The organism is Polaribacter staleyi (genome assembly GCF_038024045.1).
Taxonomy (GTDB): Bacteria; Bacteroidota; Bacteroidia; order Flavobacteriales; family Flavobacteriaceae; genus Polaribacter; species Polaribacter butkevichii.
In genome coordinates this window covers 2,043,754-2,064,373 of record NZ_CP150665.1, presented here as the reverse complement: position 1 = coordinate 2,064,373, position 20,620 = coordinate 2,043,754, and the positions used below count along the sequence as shown (strand labels likewise).

18 protein-coding genes are annotated in these 20,620 nt (G+C 30.6%); 10 read left to right on the top strand and 8 right to left on the bottom strand.

Annotated elements, in window-relative coordinates:
- Positions 1–143: 143 nt before the first annotated feature.
- Positions 144–1,889, top strand: coding sequence for an aromatic amino acid hydroxylase (locus WHD07_RS08755; RefSeq protein ID WP_343330882.1), 1,746 nt, complete (start codon positions 144–146; stop codon positions 1,887–1,889).
- Positions 1,890–1,940: 51 nt separating this feature from the next.
- A complete protein-coding gene (locus tag WHD07_RS08750) occupies positions 1,941–2,222 on the top strand; it encodes a rhodanese-like domain-containing protein (RefSeq protein ID WP_343330881.1) in 282 nt (93 codons plus the stop codon).
- Positions 2,223–2,310: 88 nt separating this feature from the next.
- Here the strand turns inward: WHD07_RS08750 and WHD07_RS08745 are convergent, their stop codons facing one another.
- The 3 genes from WHD07_RS08745 to alaS all read right to left on the bottom strand — a co-directional run bounded on the left by WHD07_RS08745 (position 2,311) and on the right by alaS (position 6,472).
- The gene (locus WHD07_RS08745) at positions 2,311–2,718 is read right to left on the bottom strand and encodes a hypothetical protein (protein WP_343330880.1); all 408 of its coding nucleotides are present in this window, start codon (positions 2,716–2,718) and stop codon (positions 2,311–2,313) included.
- 115 nt (positions 2,719–2,833) lie between these two features.
- On the bottom strand, positions 2,834–3,781 hold the full coding sequence (locus WHD07_RS08740) for a GSCFA domain-containing protein (protein ID WP_343330879.1): 948 nt from the start codon (positions 3,779–3,781) through the stop codon (positions 2,834–2,836).
- A gap of 72 nt (positions 3,782–3,853) precedes the next feature.
- A complete protein-coding gene (gene alaS / locus WHD07_RS08735; RefSeq protein ID WP_343330878.1) occupies positions 3,854–6,472 on the bottom strand; it encodes an alanine--tRNA ligase in 2,619 nt (872 codons plus the stop codon).
- 160 nt (positions 6,473–6,632) lie between these two features.
- Here alaS and WHD07_RS08730 point away from each other — a divergent pair, with 160 nt between their 5' ends.
- The 8 genes from WHD07_RS08730 to WHD07_RS08695 all read left to right on the top strand — a co-directional run bounded on the left by WHD07_RS08730 (position 6,633) and on the right by WHD07_RS08695 (position 12,550).
- Positions 6,633–7,601, top strand: coding sequence for a M23 family metallopeptidase (locus tag WHD07_RS08730; RefSeq protein WP_105050138.1), 969 nt, complete (start codon positions 6,633–6,635; stop codon positions 7,599–7,601).
- 94 nt (positions 7,602–7,695) lie between these two features.
- Complete coding sequence (locus WHD07_RS08725) at positions 7,696–8,025, top strand: MerR family transcriptional regulator (RefSeq protein ID WP_343330877.1); 330 nt, start codon at positions 7,696–7,698, stop codon at positions 8,023–8,025.
- 117 nt (positions 8,026–8,142) lie between these two features.
- Positions 8,143–8,751, top strand: a complete 609-nt coding sequence (locus WHD07_RS08720; RefSeq protein WP_343330876.1) for a LemA family protein — start codon at positions 8,143–8,145, stop codon at positions 8,749–8,751.
- A 5-nt stretch (positions 8,752–8,756) separates the two neighbouring features.
- The gene (locus WHD07_RS08715; protein ID WP_343330875.1) at positions 8,757–9,194 is read left to right on the top strand and encodes a TPM domain-containing protein; all 438 of its coding nucleotides are present in this window, start codon (positions 8,757–8,759) and stop codon (positions 9,192–9,194) included.
- A complete protein-coding gene (locus tag WHD07_RS08710) occupies positions 9,191–10,036 on the top strand; it encodes a TPM domain-containing protein (protein ID WP_343330874.1) in 846 nt (281 codons plus the stop codon). The genes WHD07_RS08715 and WHD07_RS08710 overlap by 4 nt, the downstream gene beginning before the upstream one ends.
- A 125-nt stretch (positions 10,037–10,161) precedes the next feature.
- Complete coding sequence (locus WHD07_RS08705; RefSeq protein WP_343330873.1) at positions 10,162–11,007, top strand: hypothetical protein; 846 nt, start codon at positions 10,162–10,164, stop codon at positions 11,005–11,007.
- Positions 11,008–11,171: 164 nt separating this feature from the next.
- Entirely contained in the window at positions 11,172–11,429 is a 258-nt protein-coding gene (locus tag WHD07_RS08700; protein ID WP_343330872.1) for a hypothetical protein, read from the top strand.
- A gap of 227 nt (positions 11,430–11,656) precedes the next feature.
- Positions 11,657–12,550, top strand: a complete 894-nt coding sequence (locus WHD07_RS08695) for an IS1595 family transposase (protein WP_343328482.1) — start codon at positions 11,657–11,659, stop codon at positions 12,548–12,550.
- Here the strand turns inward: WHD07_RS08695 and WHD07_RS08690 are convergent, their stop codons facing one another.
- The 5 genes from WHD07_RS08690 to WHD07_RS08670 are packed head-to-tail and all read right to left on the bottom strand — an operon-like array spanning position 12,551 to position 20,617.
- Positions 12,551–12,931 carry a DUF423 domain-containing protein gene (locus tag WHD07_RS08690; protein ID WP_343330871.1) on the bottom strand — a complete coding sequence of 127 codons (381 nt, stop codon included), beginning with the start codon at positions 12,929–12,931 and terminating at the stop codon, positions 12,551–12,553.
- Positions 12,932–12,937: 6 nt separating this feature from the next.
- Entirely contained in the window at positions 12,938–16,630 is a 3,693-nt protein-coding gene (locus WHD07_RS08685; RefSeq protein WP_343330870.1) for a metallophosphoesterase, read from the bottom strand.
- A 14-nt stretch (positions 16,631–16,644) separates the two neighbouring features.
- Positions 16,645–17,244 carry a nucleotidyltransferase family protein gene (locus WHD07_RS08680; RefSeq protein WP_343330869.1) on the bottom strand — a complete coding sequence of 200 codons (600 nt, stop codon included), beginning with the start codon at positions 17,242–17,244 and terminating at the stop codon, positions 16,645–16,647.
- Positions 17,245–17,248: 4 nt separating this feature from the next.
- Positions 17,249–18,268, bottom strand: coding sequence for an XdhC family protein (locus tag WHD07_RS08675; RefSeq protein WP_343330868.1), 1,020 nt, complete (start codon positions 18,266–18,268; stop codon positions 17,249–17,251).
- A gap of 60 nt (positions 18,269–18,328) precedes the next feature.
- On the bottom strand, positions 18,329–20,617 hold the full coding sequence (locus WHD07_RS08670) for a BamA/TamA family outer membrane protein (protein WP_343330867.1): 2,289 nt from the start codon (positions 20,615–20,617) through the stop codon (positions 18,329–18,331).
- Positions 20,618–20,620: the final 3 nt, after the last annotated feature.

Sequence of the window (20,620 nt, the reverse complement as noted above, 5' to 3'; positions counted from 1 at the left end):
AGCGTTAAACAGACTGTCTTTAAGGGAGTCTGTTTTTTTTGTTCATTATGATAAATACTTGTTAGAATGAGTTTTAACACCTTTAAAATATGTAATCAATATTTTTAAGCGTATTATTGTAAGAATAATTCAATTTATTTTCAATGAACGCTCATTTTGAACTAAACGAAGTTACTAAGAAACTACCCAAACATTTACATAAGTTTGTGGTACAACAACCTTATGATGAATACACAGCCCAAAACCAAGCGGTTTGGCGTTATGTAATGAGAATGAATGTAGCTTATTTGAGTAAAGTGGCACACAAATCTTACATAACTGGGTTAGAAAAAACGGGTATTTCTTTAGAAAATATTCCTTTTATGGAAGGAATGAATAGAATTTTAAAAGAAATAGGTTGGGCAGCTGTTTCAGTTGATGGTTTTATTCCGCCAAATGCTTTTATGGAATTTCAAGCCTATAATGTTTTGGTAATTGCTTCAGATATGAGAACTATTAATCACATAGAATACACGCCTGCTCCAGATATTATTCATGAAGCAGCAGGTCATGCTCCCATTATTTCAAATCCAGAATATGCAGAATATTTAAGAAGATTTGGAGAAATAGGTAGCAAGGCAATTTCATCTTCTAAAGATTATGAAATGTATGAGGCAATTCGGCTTTTATCAATCTTAAAAGAAGATCCAAATTCATCAGAAATAGAAATTAAAGAAGCACAAGAAAAAGTAGAGTACCTTCAAGATAATATGGGCGAATTGTCTGAAATGGCTCAAATTAGAAATCTGCATTGGTGGACTGTAGAATATGGTTTAATTGGTGGTTTAGAAAACCCTAAGATATACGGAGCAGGTTTGTTGTCATCAATTGGAGAAAGTGCTTGGTGTATGAAAGATGAAGTGAAAAAAGTTGGGTATTCTATTGATGCTGCTACGGTAAATTTTGATATTACAAAACCACAACCGCAATTATTTGTAACGCCAGATTTTGCTTATTTAAGTTTGGTTTTAGATGAGTTTGCAAATACAATGGCTATACGAACTGGTGGTTTAAAAAGTATTCAAAAATTAATAGATTCAGATAATTTAGGAACGATAGAACTAACCACCGGTATTCAGATTTCTGGTGTTTTTTCTAAAGTTATTCAGTATAAAAATAATAAAGTAGCATATTTTCAAACAACAGGGCCAACGGCTTTAGCAAATAGAGATAAAGAATTAATAGGACACGGAATTACAAGTCATGCCAATGGTTTTGGCAGTCCTGTTGGTAAATTAAAAGGAATTAATTTGCCAATTGAAGATATGAGTCCTAGAGATTTAAAAGCTTACGGAATTTACGAGGGCGAATTTATGACCTTAGAATTTGAGAGTGGAGTTGTTGTAAAAGGAAAAGCAATTACAGGTACAAGAGATTTAAGAGGTAAGATTTTAATTATTTCTTTAGAAGATTGCACGGTAACTTATCAAAATGAAATATTGTTTCAACCAGAATGGGGTATTTATGATATGGCTATTGGTAAAGAAGTGGTTTCTGCCTATGCAGGTCCTGCAGATGTAGATTCTTTTTTAACTTTAGGTAAGGTTTCAGAAACGAAAACGCATAAAATTACGTACTCAGAAAAAGAGCAGCAATTGTATGGTTTGTATGAAGAGGTTAGAAAGATAAGAGCGGGTAATCTATCAACAAATAAAAAAATAACAGAAATATTTAATCAGTTAAAAACTCAATTTCCATTAGATTGGTTATTGCCGTTAGAATTATATGAATTAGCTTTGCAGCATCAATTTTCTATCCAATCGGCTATTTTAGAATGGTTAGAAGCGTTAAAATGTAACAAAAGCTACACAAAGTTAATTGAAAATGGACTAATTTTGTGTCGAGTTTAATATTTAAAATAAAATAACATGGGTCTATTTGACATGTTTAAAAGAAAAGATATGAGTGCAGAAATTAAAGAATATTTAGAAAAAGGAGCGGTAGTTTTAGATGTTAGAACACAAGAAGAATGGAATGAAGGGCATACAGAAGGTGCAGAACATATTGTTTTAACAGTAATTCCTTTAGAGATTGAAAAAATTAAAGCTTGGAATAAACCAGTAATTGCCGTTTGTAGAAGTGGAGCAAGAAGCGGACAAGCAACTCAGTTTTTAGCTAAAAACGGTGTTGATGTTATTAATGGTGGTCCTTGGCAAAATGTAGACCAACATATTTCTAAATAGAGGTAAAGGTTTAAACAATCAATTTATTTAGATTGTTTCTTTTAATATGATAAAATAGAATTATAACAATTGTTGTAGTTCTATTTTTTTATGAATAATAGTGATGTTTTTTATTTCGAAAACCTTTTTTTCGGTGTCTTTGTAATCTATTGTAGATAATAATTGAATGTGTTACTTTTCTTATAACAGCAAATACACCACCAAGCATAGCGCCAACAAATGCACCCATTGTTAGTGGATCAAAATTATGACCTGTAATAAAGTATTTTATATAGAAGGTGATAATTCCTATAAGGATAGCTACAAGAAATACTTGAAGTTTAGATTTAGAAATGTAAGCGTAAATACCAGTAAAGATTCCTGTAATTATTGAAGTTGCAGTAATTTTTGTTAAAATAAGTTCTATTAAGTTAACTTCATCGGTAATAAAAATAGAAGTTACAAATATACCTATTAAAAGCCCTGAGGCGATACCAATTAATACTTTTTTAATCATCTTGATGAGGGAATTGTAGTATATAAAAATACTATTTTATTTTGATATTTCATTATTTTTTTGCTAATTTTTTAAAAAAAATAAAAAAACAGAGCTTAATAATTGGTAATGTGTTTTAAAAAAGGATATGATAAAATTGATCTTTTATTTTTGATTTTTTAAACTCTAAATTTTTTAAAAACTGCTGATGTTGCTCAGAATTCTCATTAAAAGGTCTATGAGACATCCCTTTTTGAATTGTTTCAATTTCTTTCATCATCGATTTTGAGTCTTCAGAAAACCAAGTATCCGTAAATTTTTCCCAAATGTAATTGACGGCTGTTTTATTTGGATGTACCATGTCTTCGTTATAAAAACGATAATCTCTTAACTCATCCATCATAATTTCATAGGAAGGGAAATAGAAGGTGAAGCCTTCAGTAAGTATACTGTGTATTGCAGTAATTAAATGCGCTTTACTTAATGTGTTTTCTACAAATCCATCTTTTAAGTGCCTTACAGGAGAAACCGTAAAAAGTACTTTTATATTTTTATTGATGGATTTTAAAAGATCAATTATGTTTTTTAAGCTTTGAGAAATTTCAGCTACAGTTAGTATTTCTTTTAAGAATTTTTTTTGCGGAATTTTATGACAATTAGCTACAATTGTATCCGTTTCAATAAATCGATATACCCAAGATGTACCCAAAGTTATAACAACATGGGTTGCTTCTTTTAATTGTTGGTTGGTTGATGAAACTGCGGTATTTAGATTGTCTAAGAGTACTTTTCTATCAGGAGAACTTAAATTAGAATGCGCATCAAAAGAATGCCAACGTTCATTTTGAAAAATGATATCTTTTGTAGTGTATACTTTTTCATTAATTGCATTTGTAATCAGATTTTCTATTGCCTTTGGATGAAATAAAATACCAAATGGATTTTGATTGGTTTGAAACTTAAAATAATTTAGTTTATCACCAATATTTTCAGAAAAACAAGAACCTAGCAAAAGAAGCTTAGAGTTGTAATCTATTGGGTTTCTTATTTCTTTTTTTAAAGGAATTATTGTCTGAAGCTGCATTTTATAAAAGTAAAATAAAAAAGGTTCAAAATAAAATTTTGAACCTTTTTTGATGAGTTTTCTAATCGCTTTTTAAATCAAATAATCCTTAGCTTTATCTAAAGCTTTCGGAATTCCTCCAGGGTTTTTCCCTCCAGCGGTTGCAAAGAAATTTTGTCCACCACCACCACCGTGTATTAGTTTTCCTAATTCTCTAACTACTTTTCCTGCATCGTAACCACGTTCATTTGCTAATTCTTTAGAAATATAACACGTTAACATTGCTTTGTCTTTTGCTGCAGAAGAAGCAAAAAATAAGAAAGCATTTTGATGCTCTTTACCTAAAGAAAATGCTAGGTTTTTAATTCCGTTTTGATCTAAATCTACCTTTGTAGCTAAAAACTGAACCCCGTTAATTTCTTGTATTTGATTTTTTAATTCGCCAGATAAATTTTTAGCCTTATCTTTTAATAGTTGTTCAATTTGTTTCTGTAGAGAAGCATTTTCATCTTGTATTTTTTGAACAGCTTTTACAGGTTCTTTTGTGTTGTTTAATAACTCTTTAATTTCTAATAGAGCTTTGTTACTTTCAAAATAAAAATCTTTAACAGCTTCATTTGTTATCGCTTCAATTCTTCTAATACCAGAAGCAACAGCACCTTCAGATTTAATTTTAAAGTGCCAAATGTCACTAGTGTTTTTTACATGCGTTCCTCCACAAAGTTCTATAGATTTTCCAAATTTTATAGCTCTTACTGTGTCACCATATTTTTCACCAAACAAAGCCATTGCACCATCTTCAATTGCTTGTTCCATGGTAATGTTTCTGCTTTCTTCTAACGGAAGTTTGCCTGCAATTCTTCTGTTTACAAAATTTTCTACTTCATGTAATTCTTCTACGGTTAATTTAGAAAAATGAGAAAAATCAAAACGTAAAGATTTAGAATGTACAGCAGATCCTTTTTGCTCTACATGAGTTCCTAAAACCTCTCTTAAAGCTTGGTGTAATAAGTGCGTTGCTGTATGGTTACATTCTGTTCTATAACGTTGTTTTTTATCTACAACAGCCTTAAAATTTTCGTTAATGTTTTTTGGTAAATTCTTTGTAAAGTGAATAATAACACTATTCTCCTTCTTGGTGTCTAAAATATAAATTACATCTCCATGTATATCTTCTAAGTAGCCTTTATCACCTACTTGTCCTCCGCCTTCTGGGTAAAAAGGAGTTAGGTTAAATACCAATTGATACATTTCACCATCTTTTTTAGAAGTTACTTTTCTGTACCTTGTAATTTTTACGTTTGCTTCTAAAGCATCGTATCCAATAAATTCTTCTACCGAATCATCCACTAAAACAGTCCAATCATCCGTAGACATTTCACTAGCGGCTCTAGATCTGCTTTTTTGTTTTTGAAGTTCTGCTTCAAATCCTTTTTCGTCTAATTTTAGTCCTTTTTCAGAAAGAATTAAAGAAGTTAAATCGATAGGAAAACCATAAGTATCGTATAATTCAAAAGCTTTATCACCAGATATTTCTTTGCTAGAAGAGTTTTCTATAATTCTATCTAATAAAAGTAATCCTTGGTCTAATGTTCTTAAAAAAGAAGTTTCTTCTTCCTTTATTACATTTTCTATTAATTGTTTTTGTGCTTTTAATTCAGGGAAAGCAACACCCATTTTTTTACTTAAAACATCTACCAATCTATAAATAAAAGGTTCTTTTTTATTTAAGAATGTAAAGCCGTAACGTACAGCACGTCTTAAAATTCTTCTAATTACATAACCAGCACCTGTATTGCTAGGTAATTGGCCATCAGCAATAGAAAAAGCAACAGCTCTAACGTGGTCTGAAATTACTCGAATGGCAATATCTTGTTTTAAATCTTCACCATATTTTACATTGGTAATGGTTTCAATTTCTCTAATAATTGGAGTAAAAACATCGGTGTCATAATTAGATTTTACGCCTTGCATAACCATACATAAACGCTCAAAACCCATACCAGTATCAATATGTTTATTTGGTAAATCTTCTAAAGTACCATTGGCTTTTCGGTTGTATTGCATAAAAACTAAGTTCCATATTTCTACAACCTGTGGGTGGTCTTCGTTAATTAATGTTCTACCATCAACTTTTGCCTTTTCTTCTGCAGAACGAATATCAACATGAATTTCAGAACATGGTCCGCAAGGTCCTTGCTCTCCCATTTCCCAGAAATTATCCTTTTTATTACCTTTTAAAATGCGGTCTTCGGCAATAAATTGTTTCCATATATCAAATGCTTCTGTGTCCATTTTTAAATTATCTGCATCATCAGAACCTTCAAAAACGGTTACGTATAAAATATCTTTGTCTATTTTGTAAACCTCGGTTAAAAGTTCCCAAGCCCAAGCAATGGCTTCTTTTTTAAAATAATCACCAAAAGACCAGTTACCTAACATTTCAAATAAAGTATGATGATACGTATCGTACCCCACCTCTTCTAAATCGTTATGTTTACCAGAAACACGCAAGCATTTTTGAGAATCTGAAATTCGGTTCTTCTTTGGTACTCCATTTCCTAAGAAGTATTCTTTAAAAGGTGCCATTCCAGAATTTACAAACATTAAAGTTGGGTCGTCCTTAGTTACCATTGGTGCAGAAGGCACAATTAAATGAGATTTTTCCTTAAAAAAGTTTAAAAAAGTAGCACGGATATCTTGTGATTTCATATAAAAAGAAGTTTCCAACAAGTTGGATTATGTTAAATTATTTTAAAAAAAACTGCGAATAAAAAGCCGTTGTAAAACATTTTGTAAATTCGTAACTTAATAAAAACGAGTTTTAAATATAAAACTCTCGTTACAGAACAAAAATAGTATATTTAGCATTATGGCAAAAGTAAAATATTATTACGATGCAGACACACTTTCTTACAGGAAAATTGCTGTAAATAAGGGTGATTACTACAAGAAATCTATTTTTGGGGTATTAGCTGTCGTTTTAACTGCTTTCTTTGGTTTTATTATTTTAAGTCAGTTTATAATGTCGCCAAGAGAGCGTTCTCAAAAAAGAGAATTAGAAAATTTAAAGTTGCATTACGAGTTGCTTTCTAAACGAATGGAAGAGAGTTCTTCTATTTTGGCACAACTACAAGAAAGAGATAATAATATTTATAGAACTTATTTTGAAGCAAATCCTATTTCTGATGAACAAAGAAAAGCGGGTTTTGGTGGAGTTAATAGATACAAGTATTTAGATGGTTTTGATAATTCTACCATGATAACTAAGTTAACAAAAGATATCGATGTACTTTCTAAACAATTGGTGGTGCAATCTAAATCGTTAGATGAAATAGTAGGTTTGGCTAAAGAAAAAGAAAAAATGTTAGCTTCAATACCCGCAATTTTACCTGTTAAATTACAAGATTTAACAAGAATGGCTTCTGGGTATAAATGGAGAATGCATCCAATCTTAAAAATTAGAAAATTCCATAAAGGAATGGATTTTACGGCACCAGTAGGAACGCCAATTTTTGCTTCTGGTAATGGTGATGTAATTAGATCAGAAAGAAGTGCAACTTTTGGTAATGTGGTTTATATAGATCATGGTTATGGGTATAAAACTATTTATGCACACATGAGTAAAATAAAAGCAAGAAAAGGTGATAAGGTAAAACGAGGAGATTTAATAGGATACGTTGGTAACACAGGGCGTTCTGTATCTGCACATTTACATTATGAGGTTCATAAGAATGATAGAGCGGTAAACCCTATTAACTTTTATTACGGAGACTTAACGCCAGAAGAGTTTGCTGCAATGCAAAAAGCTGCGGAAGAAGAAGGGCAATCTTACGACTAAAAATTGTGTAATTGTTACATCGTTTAAATGTTTAAAATGAAGACATAACTTAACAATTACACTTATATACAGTTAAACAATTACAAAATAAAAAATGCACATAGACTTACCAGAAAAAAGGTATTATAAAATAGGTGAAGTTGCTAAGGCGTTTAACGTAAATACTTCTTTAATTCGTTTTTGGGAAAAAGAGTTTGATATTATCAAACCTAAAAAAAATGCCAAAGGAAATCGATTGTTTACACAAGAAGATATTAAAAATTTTAAATTGATATTTAGCTTGGTTAAAGAACGCGGTTTTACTTTAGAAGGCGCAAAACAAAAACTAAAGCAAAATCCAGAATCTACCATCCATAATCAAGATATTATTAATAGATTAGAAGGTGTAAAGGCAGAATTGATTAAAATTAAAAATCAATTGTAACATTTCTTTTATTTGCGTGTCTAATAAATTGATAGGTGCCGATATCCTTTACATTGTCAAGAATATTCGGTAATTTTGTGAAACAAAAAATCAATCAAAAATTAAAAAATAGAAATTATGAAAAAATGGTTAATTCCGGTAATAGTAATATTGGTAATTGTTTTCGGACTTTACAATTGGGGTAAAAATTTTAATAACGAAGCTGTTGTTTTACAGGAAGATGCAAAAACAACGTGGTCTAATGTAGAAAGTGCTTACCAACGTAGAAACGATTTAATTGGTAACCTAGTAAAAACAGTACAAGGAGCGGCAGATTTTGAAAAAGAAACATTAACAGATGTTATTAATGCAAGAGCAAAAGCAACTTCTGTAAATATAAATGCAGGCGATTTAACACCAGAAAAAATGGCACAATTTCAACAAGCGCAAGCGGGTATGAGTGGAGCACTTTCTAAATTATTAGTTTCTGTAGAACGTTATCCAGAATTAAAAGCAAACGCAAACTTCTTAGAGTTACAAAGTCAATTAGAAGGAACTGAAAATAGAATTAACGTTGCTAGAGATCGTTTTAATGAAGGTGTAAATAACTATAACAAACACATCAAAGTATTTCCAAACTCTGTTTTAGCAGGTATGTTTAATTTTGATGAAATGGATCGTTATAAAGCAAATGCAGGATCAGAAAATGCACCTGATGTAAACTTTGATTTTAACAAGAAAAAATAAGAAAAATGTCTAAGGTAGAAGCATTTCTTTCTCCAGAAGAAGAACAAGAAATTATTTCTGCGATTAGAGTTGCAGAGAAAAATACTTCTGGCGAAATTAGAGTACATATTGAAGCTTCCACAGAGATGGAGCACGATAAACGAGCGTTAGAAGTATTTCATCTGTTAAAAATGAACAATACCAAAGATGATAATGCAGTGTTGATTTACGTTGCCGTAAAAGATAAAAAATTTGTTATTTATGGTGATAAAGGAATTAATAAAGTAGTTCCTACAGGTTTTTGGAATACCACAAAAGATGTGATGCAAACCCATTTTAAGAATGGAGATTTTAAACAAGGTCTTGTAGACGGAATCTTAAAAGCCGGAGAAGAATTACAAACCCATTTTCCTTGGCAAATTGATGATGAAAATGAACTTTCTAATGAGATTTCTAAAGGATGAATTTAAAAAAAGTTTTCAGTTTTCGATTTTCAGTTTCTACTAAAAAGGCATTTGCTTTACTTGCTTTTTTATGCACCTTAAATCTTTTTTCTCAAGGATTTAAAATTCCAGAAACACCTAAATTTCAAACAAGTGTTTATGATTATGTTGGGTTGCTTACTCCGAATCAAAAAACGAGTTTAGAAAGTAAATTAGTACGTTATTCAGATACTACTTCTACCCAAATTGTAATTGCTATTATTGCATCCACCGAAGGTGAAAATATTAGTTATTTAGCCGCAAATTGGGGTGAGAAATGGGGGATAGGAGATGCAGCAAAAGACAATGGTGTTTTAATATTGTTGGCTCAGAATGATAAAAAAATTGCCATTCAAGCAGGTAGAGGTACAGAACACTTATTAACCGATTTTCAATCGAAAAGAATTATAGATAGAGTTATAATCCCTGAGTTTAAAAAGGGGAATTTTTATAGTGGTTTAGATAAAGGGGCCGATTATATTTTTAAAACTTTAAACGGAGAGTTTAAAGGAACTCGCCAAAAAGAAGCTGATGGGTTTGATCCTGGAATTATCATTTTTATCATAATCATTATTATCTTTTTTATTTTAATTTCTAGAGGAAATAAAAATAACGGAAGTGGTGGTAGAGGTTTTAGAAGAGGTTCTATTGCAGATACTATTTTCGATGCCATTATTTTAAGTAATGCAGGTAGAGGTGGCGGTAGCTTTGGCGGCGGCGGTTTTGGAGGTTCTTCTGGAGGAGGAAGTTTCGGCGGCGGTGGCTTTGGTGGCGGATTCGGTGGCGGTAGTTTTGGTGGAGGTGGCGCTTCTGGAGGCTGGTAATAAACAGGTCTTTTACTTTTTTTAGAAATAAAATTCATAGTACATAAAAATAAAATTAAAAATGAGTCCCTTCTAGTTTTACTAAAACTAGAAGGGCTTGTTTGTTAACACACAAAAGGTTCTTTATGAAAAAAATAGTTATCGTTTTTAGTTTCTTACTCTCTGTTTCTTGTCAGAATTTTGGCAGTTTAAAGCTTATTTCAGATTTATCTAAAGACTTAGAAGAAGTATCGGGTACAGAAGTTGTTGCCAATTCTAACCTAATTTGGATGCTGAATGATGGCGGAAATAAGCCTAAAATTTATGGGGTTTCTGATACAGGGAAAATCGAAAAAGAACTTACTGTAAAAGAAAAAAATAACGATTGGGAAGATTTAACTTCTGATGAACTGGGGAATATTTATATCGGTGATTTTGGTAACAATGATAGTAAAAGGAAAAACCTTGTTGTTCTAAAAGTAAATCATGAAGATTTAACAAGTGGTAAAAAAGTAAAAGTAGAGAAGATTAAGTTTTACTACCCAAATCAAACAAAATTTCCGCCCAAAAAGAAGCAACTTTTTTTTGATGCAGAATCTTTCTTTTACTATAAGAACTCGCTCTACGTTTTTACAAAAAGTAGAGTAAAAAATAAATTCGGAAAAACTTCTTTATATAAAATTCCTGCCAAGGAAGGAGAACATGAAGCTCAATTTATCTCTGATTTTAATAGTTGTGATGAGATGGATTGTTGGATAACTTCTGCAGATATTTCTAATGATGGGAGCAAAGTAGCTTTATTATCGCCCTCTTATGTTCTTCTTTTTTCTGAGTATAAAAACGATGATTTTTTATCAGGAAAATTAACTAAGATTCCTTTAAATTATGCTTCTCAGAAAGAAGGAATTACTTTTAAAAATAATAACACCTTGTTAATTACTGATGAAAAAGCACATGGCGTTGGTGGAAATTTTTATGAGTTGAAATTGTAATGTTATTTGTATTTCAGAAGGTAAAAACTACCTTTCGGAAATAGTTTACTTTATCTTTTTGTTGATACTATTATATTTAGGGTATAATAAAAAAAATAAAAGTTATGAAAGTATTCGTTTTAGCATTTAGTCTTTTTTCCTTCTTATTTTTTACGGAAACCAAGATGAATTCAAAAGAAAACCAACCTAAAATAGAGGTTGTAATTGGTAGTAGTTTTAAATTGATAAATGATACAAAAAACAAAGTAAGTATTTATACAGGTACTGGTTTTGTGTCTTTAAACAAAGGTTCTAGTACAAGTGTTGGTTGCAATGTTGGTAAAGAAGTTTGTTGGGCTAGTAAAGGAAAAAAAGGTAAAGTTATTTTTAAAATAACTTCTAAACAGTGCGGAAAAACAATAAAACTATCTACTGTACTTTAATTATTTAAGATGAAATATCTAAAATATTATAGGTTAGAATTATTACTCTTTTTTCTATATAGTTCTATATTTTTTCTTCTGTTTGTATTTTAATTTTATAGGTAATCAATTTATAAAAATAGCTGAAAATAAATAGGTTTACAGCTATTTTTTTATTGCTTATATAAATCTATATAGAGGTCAGTATTTAAATTCATATCTTAGAAGTCAATAAATATAGTAATTAAATGAATATTTTTAAGGGACAAAACCTTCTAGAGTTTGCTGACCGTTTTAAGACTGACCTAGATTGTAAGAAATATCTAGCAGATATTAAATGGAAAGATGGTTTTCAATGTGTAAAATGTAGCCATAAAAAAGCTCAGATAAGAAAAGATTTCTCACGTACTTGTAATATTTGTTCTCATCAAGAATCAGCAACATCAAACACACTTTTTCACAAAGTAAAATTTGGTATTAGAAAGGCATTTTTTATTGTTTTTGAAATGAGTACAAGCACTAAAAGTCTTTCAGCAAGCTATGTTTCAGTTCGTTTTAGTGTTACTGAAAAGACAGCTCGTTTATTTATGCTTAAAATTAGAGAAGCTATGGAAAGCAGTGGGAATAATCCCATGACAGGTACTGTTCATGTTGATGAATTTGTACTTGGCGGACGCGAAAAAGAGAAAGTTGGCAGAAGTTATAACGTAAAGAAAAAGAAGGCCATTACTGCTGTTGAGTTAACTGATGATGGAAAAGTAAAAAGAATGTATGCTATGAGAATCGAAGATTTTTCAGCAAGTTCGCTTCAATATATTTTTGTGAATCATATTAGCAGAGATGCTAAAGTGATAACCGATAAATGGAGAGGTTACAGACCAATTGCAAAAGTTTATGATATTACACAGATTGAAAGTAATAATGGTATGAATTTTAAAGCTCTTCACACTATGATTCATCAAGTAAAATCATGGATAAGAACAACGTATTCTTGGGTAAGTAATTCTAATATAAATAGATATTTTAATGAATTTTGTTTTAGAATTAACCGTTCACAAAGCAAAGCAACAATATTCAATAATCTTATAACTAAAATGGTCAAAAAAGAAAAAGTTAGCCACAAACAAATTATATGTAGCTAACTACTGACCTCTAAATCTATAAATTAACAATCCCCAAGCCAATACTAAACACAAACCACCTAAAGGAGTAATTGGGCCTAAAAATTTCAGCTTTTTATTATTGGCAGATGAAAGAACGAGTCCATAAATAGAAAATGAAAATAAAAGGATTCCAATGATAAAGAAGTAAACAATGTAGTTGTCTAAAGTGAGTTGTTTGTTTAATTGAAAACCTAAAACAAGTAAAACAATGGCATGATACATTTGATATTTTACACCTGTTTCAAAACTTTGTAATTGCTCTGTATTTAATTTTTTCTTTAAAAGGTGTGCGCCAAATGCACCAAAAATTACGGCTGTTAGCCCAAAAAAGGCTCCTGAAATTAATGCTATTTTATCCATAGTTTGTTAAAAATTGAATCCTAAATTAACGGTTACTCTAAAGCCATCATCACTATTAAATGCAGCAATATTTGCTACTAACATGTTTGCAGCATTAAAGAAAACACCACCTCCGTAAGAAGTATTCCAATCTTTATTACGCTCTAGGTTTGTTGTATTGTTTTGTTGTCCCCAAATTCTACCGTAATCAAAACCACTATAAATACCAATATTTAAAGGTGCTAAACTTGTTTTAACTTTGTTTAAAAGTAAACGGACATCTGTAGATTGATAAAACGAATTTTTACCCGTAAATCGTTGGTTTCTAAATCCTCTTAAACCATCATTACCACCAATACTTGCTGCTTGATAAAACTCATAAGAATCTCCAAAATTAAAATGACTTTTTGCTTTGGTAGCAAATACTAATTTTCCGCTAGAAACTAATTTGTGATCAAAAGAAACAGCAGGAACTAAATACCCAAAGTTATTGTTATTATTTAAGTTAGAAGTATAACCTACTTTTAAAGATGTTTTCATCCCCATCGTTGGGTAGGCATTGTTATCTGCATTTTCAAAAAGATAACTTGCCTCGGTATTTATAAATTGTTGGTTTTTAAAAATATCATTATCGGTATCAAATTCCTTAATTATAAATCTATAGGCTGTTTTTTCTACTTTATAGTTTTGCAAGTTTACACCAACTTTAATTTTGGCTCCCAAATCTCCTTTCCAATGAATAAAAGAACCTGCCGTAATTTCTCTTATTCTAACTCTATTGTATTCTTCCTCTTCTTCTTCATGTTTTGCATTTGGGTTTATGGTATTGTTTCCAATTCCAAAATAATTCATTGCAAAATTAGGACTCGTAAAGCGTGCATTTATACCAAGATTCCAATTCTTAAAAACGTTTGCAAACTCGCTCGAGTAATTCAATTCAAAACCGCTTGTTGCAAAATAGAATGCAGCATTTAGTGTGTGTTGAGATGTAAATGGGTTTCTCTCAAAGCCATAAGCGGTATATATATTAGAAACGCCAATTTTTACACCATCATCTGGATTAAAGCCAATAGTTGGTGATATTAAAAATTGATTGTTTTTAAGCTTTTTGTAATCATAAATATTTGTTTCGTAATTGTCCGTCAGTTTTTTATTCCCTTTGTTGGTGATAAACGTGTTTTTCTTCGATTTGTAATCGTAAATTTTTACTTTTTTACCGTTTATAATATTGTAAACATCATTGTTTTGACCGCCAATAATTCTAACCTTAATTAAGTTTTTATCTTCTCCTTTCACTACAAAATGATCATCATCATCTAAACCATAAATCCAAATTTCTTTGGTTTTAGATTTGTGATACGTTCGTTCATGAAAAACAGTACCTTTTTCTCCTTTTATAATGCGATATCCTGTAATTTTTGTTTTACCATTAGGCAATCTATCAATATCAAACCAATCATCTTTATTTGTTCCTTTTATTACCTGAAACTTATTGATGTGATCAAAATAAGTATCAGAGATTTTCTGTAAATTTCGTCTTCTACCTTGTAGTTTTGTTTTTATTTCAGCTACTGTTTTATCTCTTACTTCAATAGGAAAATTAGTAAAAGCATCGTCTATTATTGCATCTGTAAGGTGTGTAGTTATCCTTTTTACTTGTGCATCCCAATCGGCTTTATTTGCGGTGGTAATTAATGCCATGTCTAAAGGATAAGGCTCTAAATTAAACCATTTAGGGCTATTTAATTCTTCTTCATAAGATTGCATTAAACGCAAAGTAGGTATTATTTTTGTAGCAACACTCAACAAAAATCCATCACCAAAAATAGAAAATGCTTGGTCTCTATCTCTAGGCACGGGTCTGTAAATAGTTTGCTCTCCTTCTTCAAATTCAGCCCATCTCCATTGGTCTTCATGTCTATCCCAATCTCCAATTAGCATATCAAATAAACGCGCTCTTATGTAAGATTTTTCATCTAAAATATGGTTTTCGTTTTTATTTAATTTTTTTAGTAAATCGTCTGTACTAATTAATTCATTAGAAAAACCAAAGCTTTCTTTGTCGCCATGACCAGAAGAAGCACGTTCTTCAATCATGTATAACTCATCACCAAATTCAGTATTAAAACTCCCCAAACTATTTTGTTTTGGTATGAAGTATAAAACCGGATTTGTATGATAAACGCCAACAGCATCAGATAATTTACCAATAGTAAAAGGCGCATATGGATGTGAGCCTGTAAAAACATCACTTAATAAATCTTCTGTAGCCGTATCATTAAATTGGCCTTCTATATATTGGTCTTTAAAGGCTACAGCTTGTAAATATTGTACTGCATTTTTACGCAAGGCACGCATTACATATTCTCTTCCTTTTTTATCCTTTAGTCTTAAAGATTTAGATTGATGACCACCACCTTTTCTAACAGGTCGTAAACCACCAAAAAGGGTGTCTAAATTTACGGTTGGTGCATTTACTTCTGTACCAAAATATTTTCTGTAACGCTTTCCCCATAAAAAACGATAAACGCCGCTTTTATCAATTTCTTCTTTGGTATAAATAGAAGATTTTTTCTCTGTAATGTTGCTTTTAGGAAACGTGGTGTAGTTTTTCTTTTCATTTGCAGGTAAAACGTTGGTTTCATAAACAACTTTATCATCTTTTACAGTATAAAAACGAACTTTAGAAGAACCATCTTTGTAAATATTTAATTTAGCAAAACCTTGTGCAGCATATGTAAATTTAGCATTGCCAGATAATTTTGTTGGTGTTGTTTTAGAACCAGAACCACTAACTATTTGCGGAAGATTGTCTTCTACAATGTATTGTAAATTATGATCGTGACCAGAAACAAAAATAGTTTTATCATTTTCTTGAGAAAGCGTTATAATACGTTTTCTAAGCTCGTTGTATTTTTTATTTTGAATGTCGGTATTTGAAAGTCCGGATGTTTTTCTAATTAAATTTTTAAGAGAACCTAAAACGGGTAAGGGATTTGTATGACTTTTAAAAGAATATTTTCCTCCATGAGAACCGTTTGTAAACATTGGGTGATGCAGCGCTACAATGGTTGTTTTTCCTCTTGCTTTTTTTATTAAACCTTCAAATTCATCAAAGAATTTCGTTCTTGTTTTAATTTCACAGTCGTCATTTATTGTTGGGTGATTGTCCCAATTTGTTAAATACCAATGCGTGTCTACTATAATTAAAACAATATCTTTAGTGATATTTACCTTTTCTAGAGGACAACCGTTATTCGGTAAAAAAGCTGATTTTCCCAATGCTTTTTCAACTAGTTTTTCTTCTCTTTTTAGACCATCTAAACCATGATACCAATCATGATTACCAGGAATAAAAATAGCATTTCCTTTAAATTCTTTGGCAACATTGGTTTGTGCTTCTATTCTTCTTTTGGCTAAAGGATAGTTTTTAGATGATTTTTTAGGAATACCAGTTTCATACACGTTATCGCCTAAAAAAAGTAAAGTTGACTTTTCTGAAGCGTTTTTAATATGCTTTTTTAAATATTTTAAAGCAGGTGAATCTTCTTCTAATGTTGAGTTTCCTGCATCTCCAATTAAATAAAAAGTATGTTCAATTTTAGAACTATCCTTTTTAATTACCTTAGGTTGATTTTCTGCAATTTGCTTTTTTATGGTTGCACAAGCGGAAATCAATAAAAAAAGTAACGTGAAGACAGCATATTTGAATAATTTCATAAGTACGAAAATAACTATTTTAAAATTGAATTTTTATATTGATGTAAATCTTCTTTGGTATCTATATCTAAGAAGTTAGTGGTTCGTTTAGGATATAGCACTTTTTCTGTTCTACTGTTGATGAAGTCTTTTGCTCCTTTATCTCCTTTTATCAGTAATAAATCGGAAAAATATTTTTCAGGAAAAATAGCCGGAACCCCTAATTTTTCTCCATAATTGGAAGCGATAATTACCTCTTTATTTTGTTGAAATAAATGTAACATTTCTTCTAAATACCGAACTTCAATTGCGGGTTGATCTGCTAATAAAATAAAAACACCCTCAAAATGATGTTTCTTTTTTTTAAAATAATTGATACCAGCAACGATGCTAGAACTCAATCCATTTTCGAAATGATCATTCTTAATAAATTCGATATTGTTTGTATGTATTTCGGATTTTATTTTATCCGCATTTGCACCTAAAACACAATAAATTGTTGAAGAAAAAACAGTTTTAATATTCTCTAAACTTATCTCTAAAAGTGTTTTATTATTGATTTTTTCTAACTGTTTTATACCATTCATTCTAGATGATTTTCCTGCAGCTAACACTAAAATTGCAATATTTTTCATCAATTTAGTTGTTTATTTTACCTGTAAGATTTCTTAAAGAAAAGGGTTCTTTTTTTCTAATTACAGATAGAATTTCTGCAACAATAGAAACCGCAATTTCTTCTGGAGTTTGTGCGCCAATATGCAAACCTGCTGGTGTGTAAATATTGTCTAAAAATTCATCTGAAAGATCTGGTACAAAATCAAAAAGTTCATTAAATAAACGTTCTCTTCTATTTGGTGCACCTAAAATACCAATATATTTTGGGGTGTATTCAGACAGTTTTACTACATATTTTAAATCCTGTACATAACTATGATTCATAATTACAATGGCAGTATTTTCTTCAATGTTTTTAAATTGAATACTTTCTGGAGAATCTCCTACAACCGAATGCGCCCCAGGAAAATCTTTTAGTTGTTTGCTATCTTTTACGCAGGTAATTACATCTATTTCCCAACCTAAAGTAGCCGCTGCTTTACATAATTTAACAGCATCGTGCTCACCACCAATTATAATCAACCTAAAACTGGGTTGTAAAATTTGAGTGTAAATGTTAGCCTCTTTTTTATGCTGAAAATTAAAGTGGTCTGAAAATACAAATTGTGTTTTATTGTTAAAAGTAACTACAGAACCAAAGTTGCCAAAAGCTTCATTTTCTTTTGTAAAATGGCTTTCAATTTTGATGGTTTCTCTTTTAGAATTTGCATCAGAAAACTGATTTATAAAGGCGTTAGAAATTAAAAAAGGTTCAATTAAAACATATAAAATCCCTTCGCAGCCTAATTTATATCGTCCATCGTAGGCAATCATTTTTGGTTTGTTATCAGCAAAAACACTTTTAGCTCTGTGTATAATTTCTTTTTCTACACAACCACCACTAACGGCACCAACAGAGTTTAAATCTTCAGAAATTAACATTCTTACCCCTGGTTTTCTGTAAGAAGAACCTTCTAAATGGACTACAGTTGCCAATACATTTTTCAATCCTTTTTGTTGATTGATAACTGCCTGATTGATGATTTCTTTGAGTTCGTGATTCATTGATAAAAACTAATATTAAAATCTAAATATAAAACGTTTAATCCTTTTATTTTGATGATTCTAAAAAGAATAACCAATTGCAAAGTTAAAAACAGGTTCATCTGCTCTAAAGTCCCAACGTTTTCCTTCTTCTAAAGAAGGATCATGAAACGGAGCCGCCAAATCGAAACGAATTACAAAACCCTGTACATCTATTCGCAAACCAAAACCAGCACCCATTCCTAATTCATTTATAAAGTTGGACGTAAATTTGTCTCTAACATTACCATCACTATCATTAAAATCAGAATTAGAAACGGTATTCCATACATTTCCGGCATCCGCAAAAACAGCACCTTTAAGAAAGGAATAAATAGGAAAACGGTATTCTAAATTTGCTTCTAACCGCACATTACCTGTTTTATCAAAAAAAGAACTTGCAGTGTTTGTATCATTGTCATTATAAGTTCCGGGCCCAAGAGATCGAATACTAAATGCTCTAACGCTATATGGACCACCAGAATAATATTGTTTTACAAACGGAATTACATCAGAATTGCCATACGCATAACCATAACCGGCAAAGATTCTAGTAGCAATTGTTTGTTCTTTTTTTGGACCAAAATTATAATGATACCTTACATCTACATCCGCTTTTGCATATTGTGCATATTCCAATCCTAAAAAGGTATTGGTTTCTGTTGTTTTTTTATCAAACAAACTAATAGAATTACCAGCCACATCTAAGGTAGATTGTAAATAAAATTGATGGCTTTTGGCGGCATTCAACATTTCATTGTAGGTAAAAGAAAAGGTAAGTCCGCTTATAAATTGCTGATCAAAACTGCTTTGTAAATAAGAGTTGTTATCTAAAATTTCTTGAAACGCTGCGGTTGTATTTGACAAACGCGTATAATTTACAGAAATAGGATTTACCTCGTATGTAATATATTTATTTGCATTCCAAGTATACCCAAAAAGAGCTGTACCAGACAGCAATGTGTATAATTGACTTCTGTTTAAATAGGTGGCACTTAAACTTACTTTTGTTTTTGGAATGGCATAATCAAAATAATCTTTATTGATAGAAAAAGGGGAGATAACTCTAGGGAAAACTAGTTCTCCTTTAAGACCCAATTCTAAACTACTTAACCCCGTATTGCCACTAGAAATTTGAGTTTCGTAACCAATATTTGTACTAATGTTTAAGGTTTCGCCTCCTTTAAACAAGTTTCTATTGCTATATGTTAATGATAATTCTGGACCTGCAAAATTGTTAGATTTGGTAACGGCTTGTAATTCTGCACGTATGGCGCGTTTGGTTAAGGGTGATAAAAAAATGTTGGCTTCTAAACTAGCGATACTATCTGTAATAGCGTCTTTTATTTCTTTATATTGAATGTTTACAAACTTATATGCACCAATAGAAGAAAGTTTTCTGGCAGTGTTTTTAGAGGTTGATGGATTAAAAAAATCGCCTTCTTTTAACGTAATAAATTCATCTAAATATTTTGGATTAAAAAATAAGGTGTCTTGATAATAGTTTTTATCTTGATAACGAATGCCTTTTACTTCTGTAGAATCATTTAAATTATAATTCGGATATACATTGATGTTTTTAATTTGATAAGGAACGGTTGCTTTTTTAGGTACGTTCGCTTTTAATTTTAAGAATAAATCGAATTTTTTACTTTTATATCTATTGGTATCCGCTTCAAATAATAAAAACTCCGAATTAAAATTATAATATCCTTTGTTCTTTAATTCGGCATCTAATCGTAGTCTTTCTAGTTTTAAATTCTCCAAGTTAAAACGCATCTCTTTTTTAATTGGAGATGTTGTACTTAGGTTTTTAATGTCTTTATAAATAGGCGAAACCATAGAGTCTATTTGGTAAGTAGCCATTTTATAAGGAGCAGGTATTTTTAAACGATATACTATAGAAGCTTCCTTTTTCTTTTCTTTAAAACTAGACGCAATGGAGCTATAGAAAAAACCATAATTTTCTAATTTATTTCTTAAAATTTCTTTATTCTCGATGGCATTTACATCCGATTGATACACTGGTTTTTGACCTATTTTTTTATACAACCATCTATTTAGAAAGTTGGTTTTTTCTTGCTGATTTTTATAGTAATAATACAAGCCAAGGTGTATGCCTAAAAACTTTGTATTGGGTTGTTGACTTAATACAGAAGATAAACTTTGTTTTAATTCACTTACTTTTTGTACGGTTGAGTCTGCTTCAATTTCTATAGAAGCACCCGTGTACAAACGTTTGTTTTCTGGAATGTATTTTTTAATACCACAGCCGTAAATAAATACGAATAGTAGAATTATAAAAGAATGTTTTTTATAGGATGCTTTCAAATT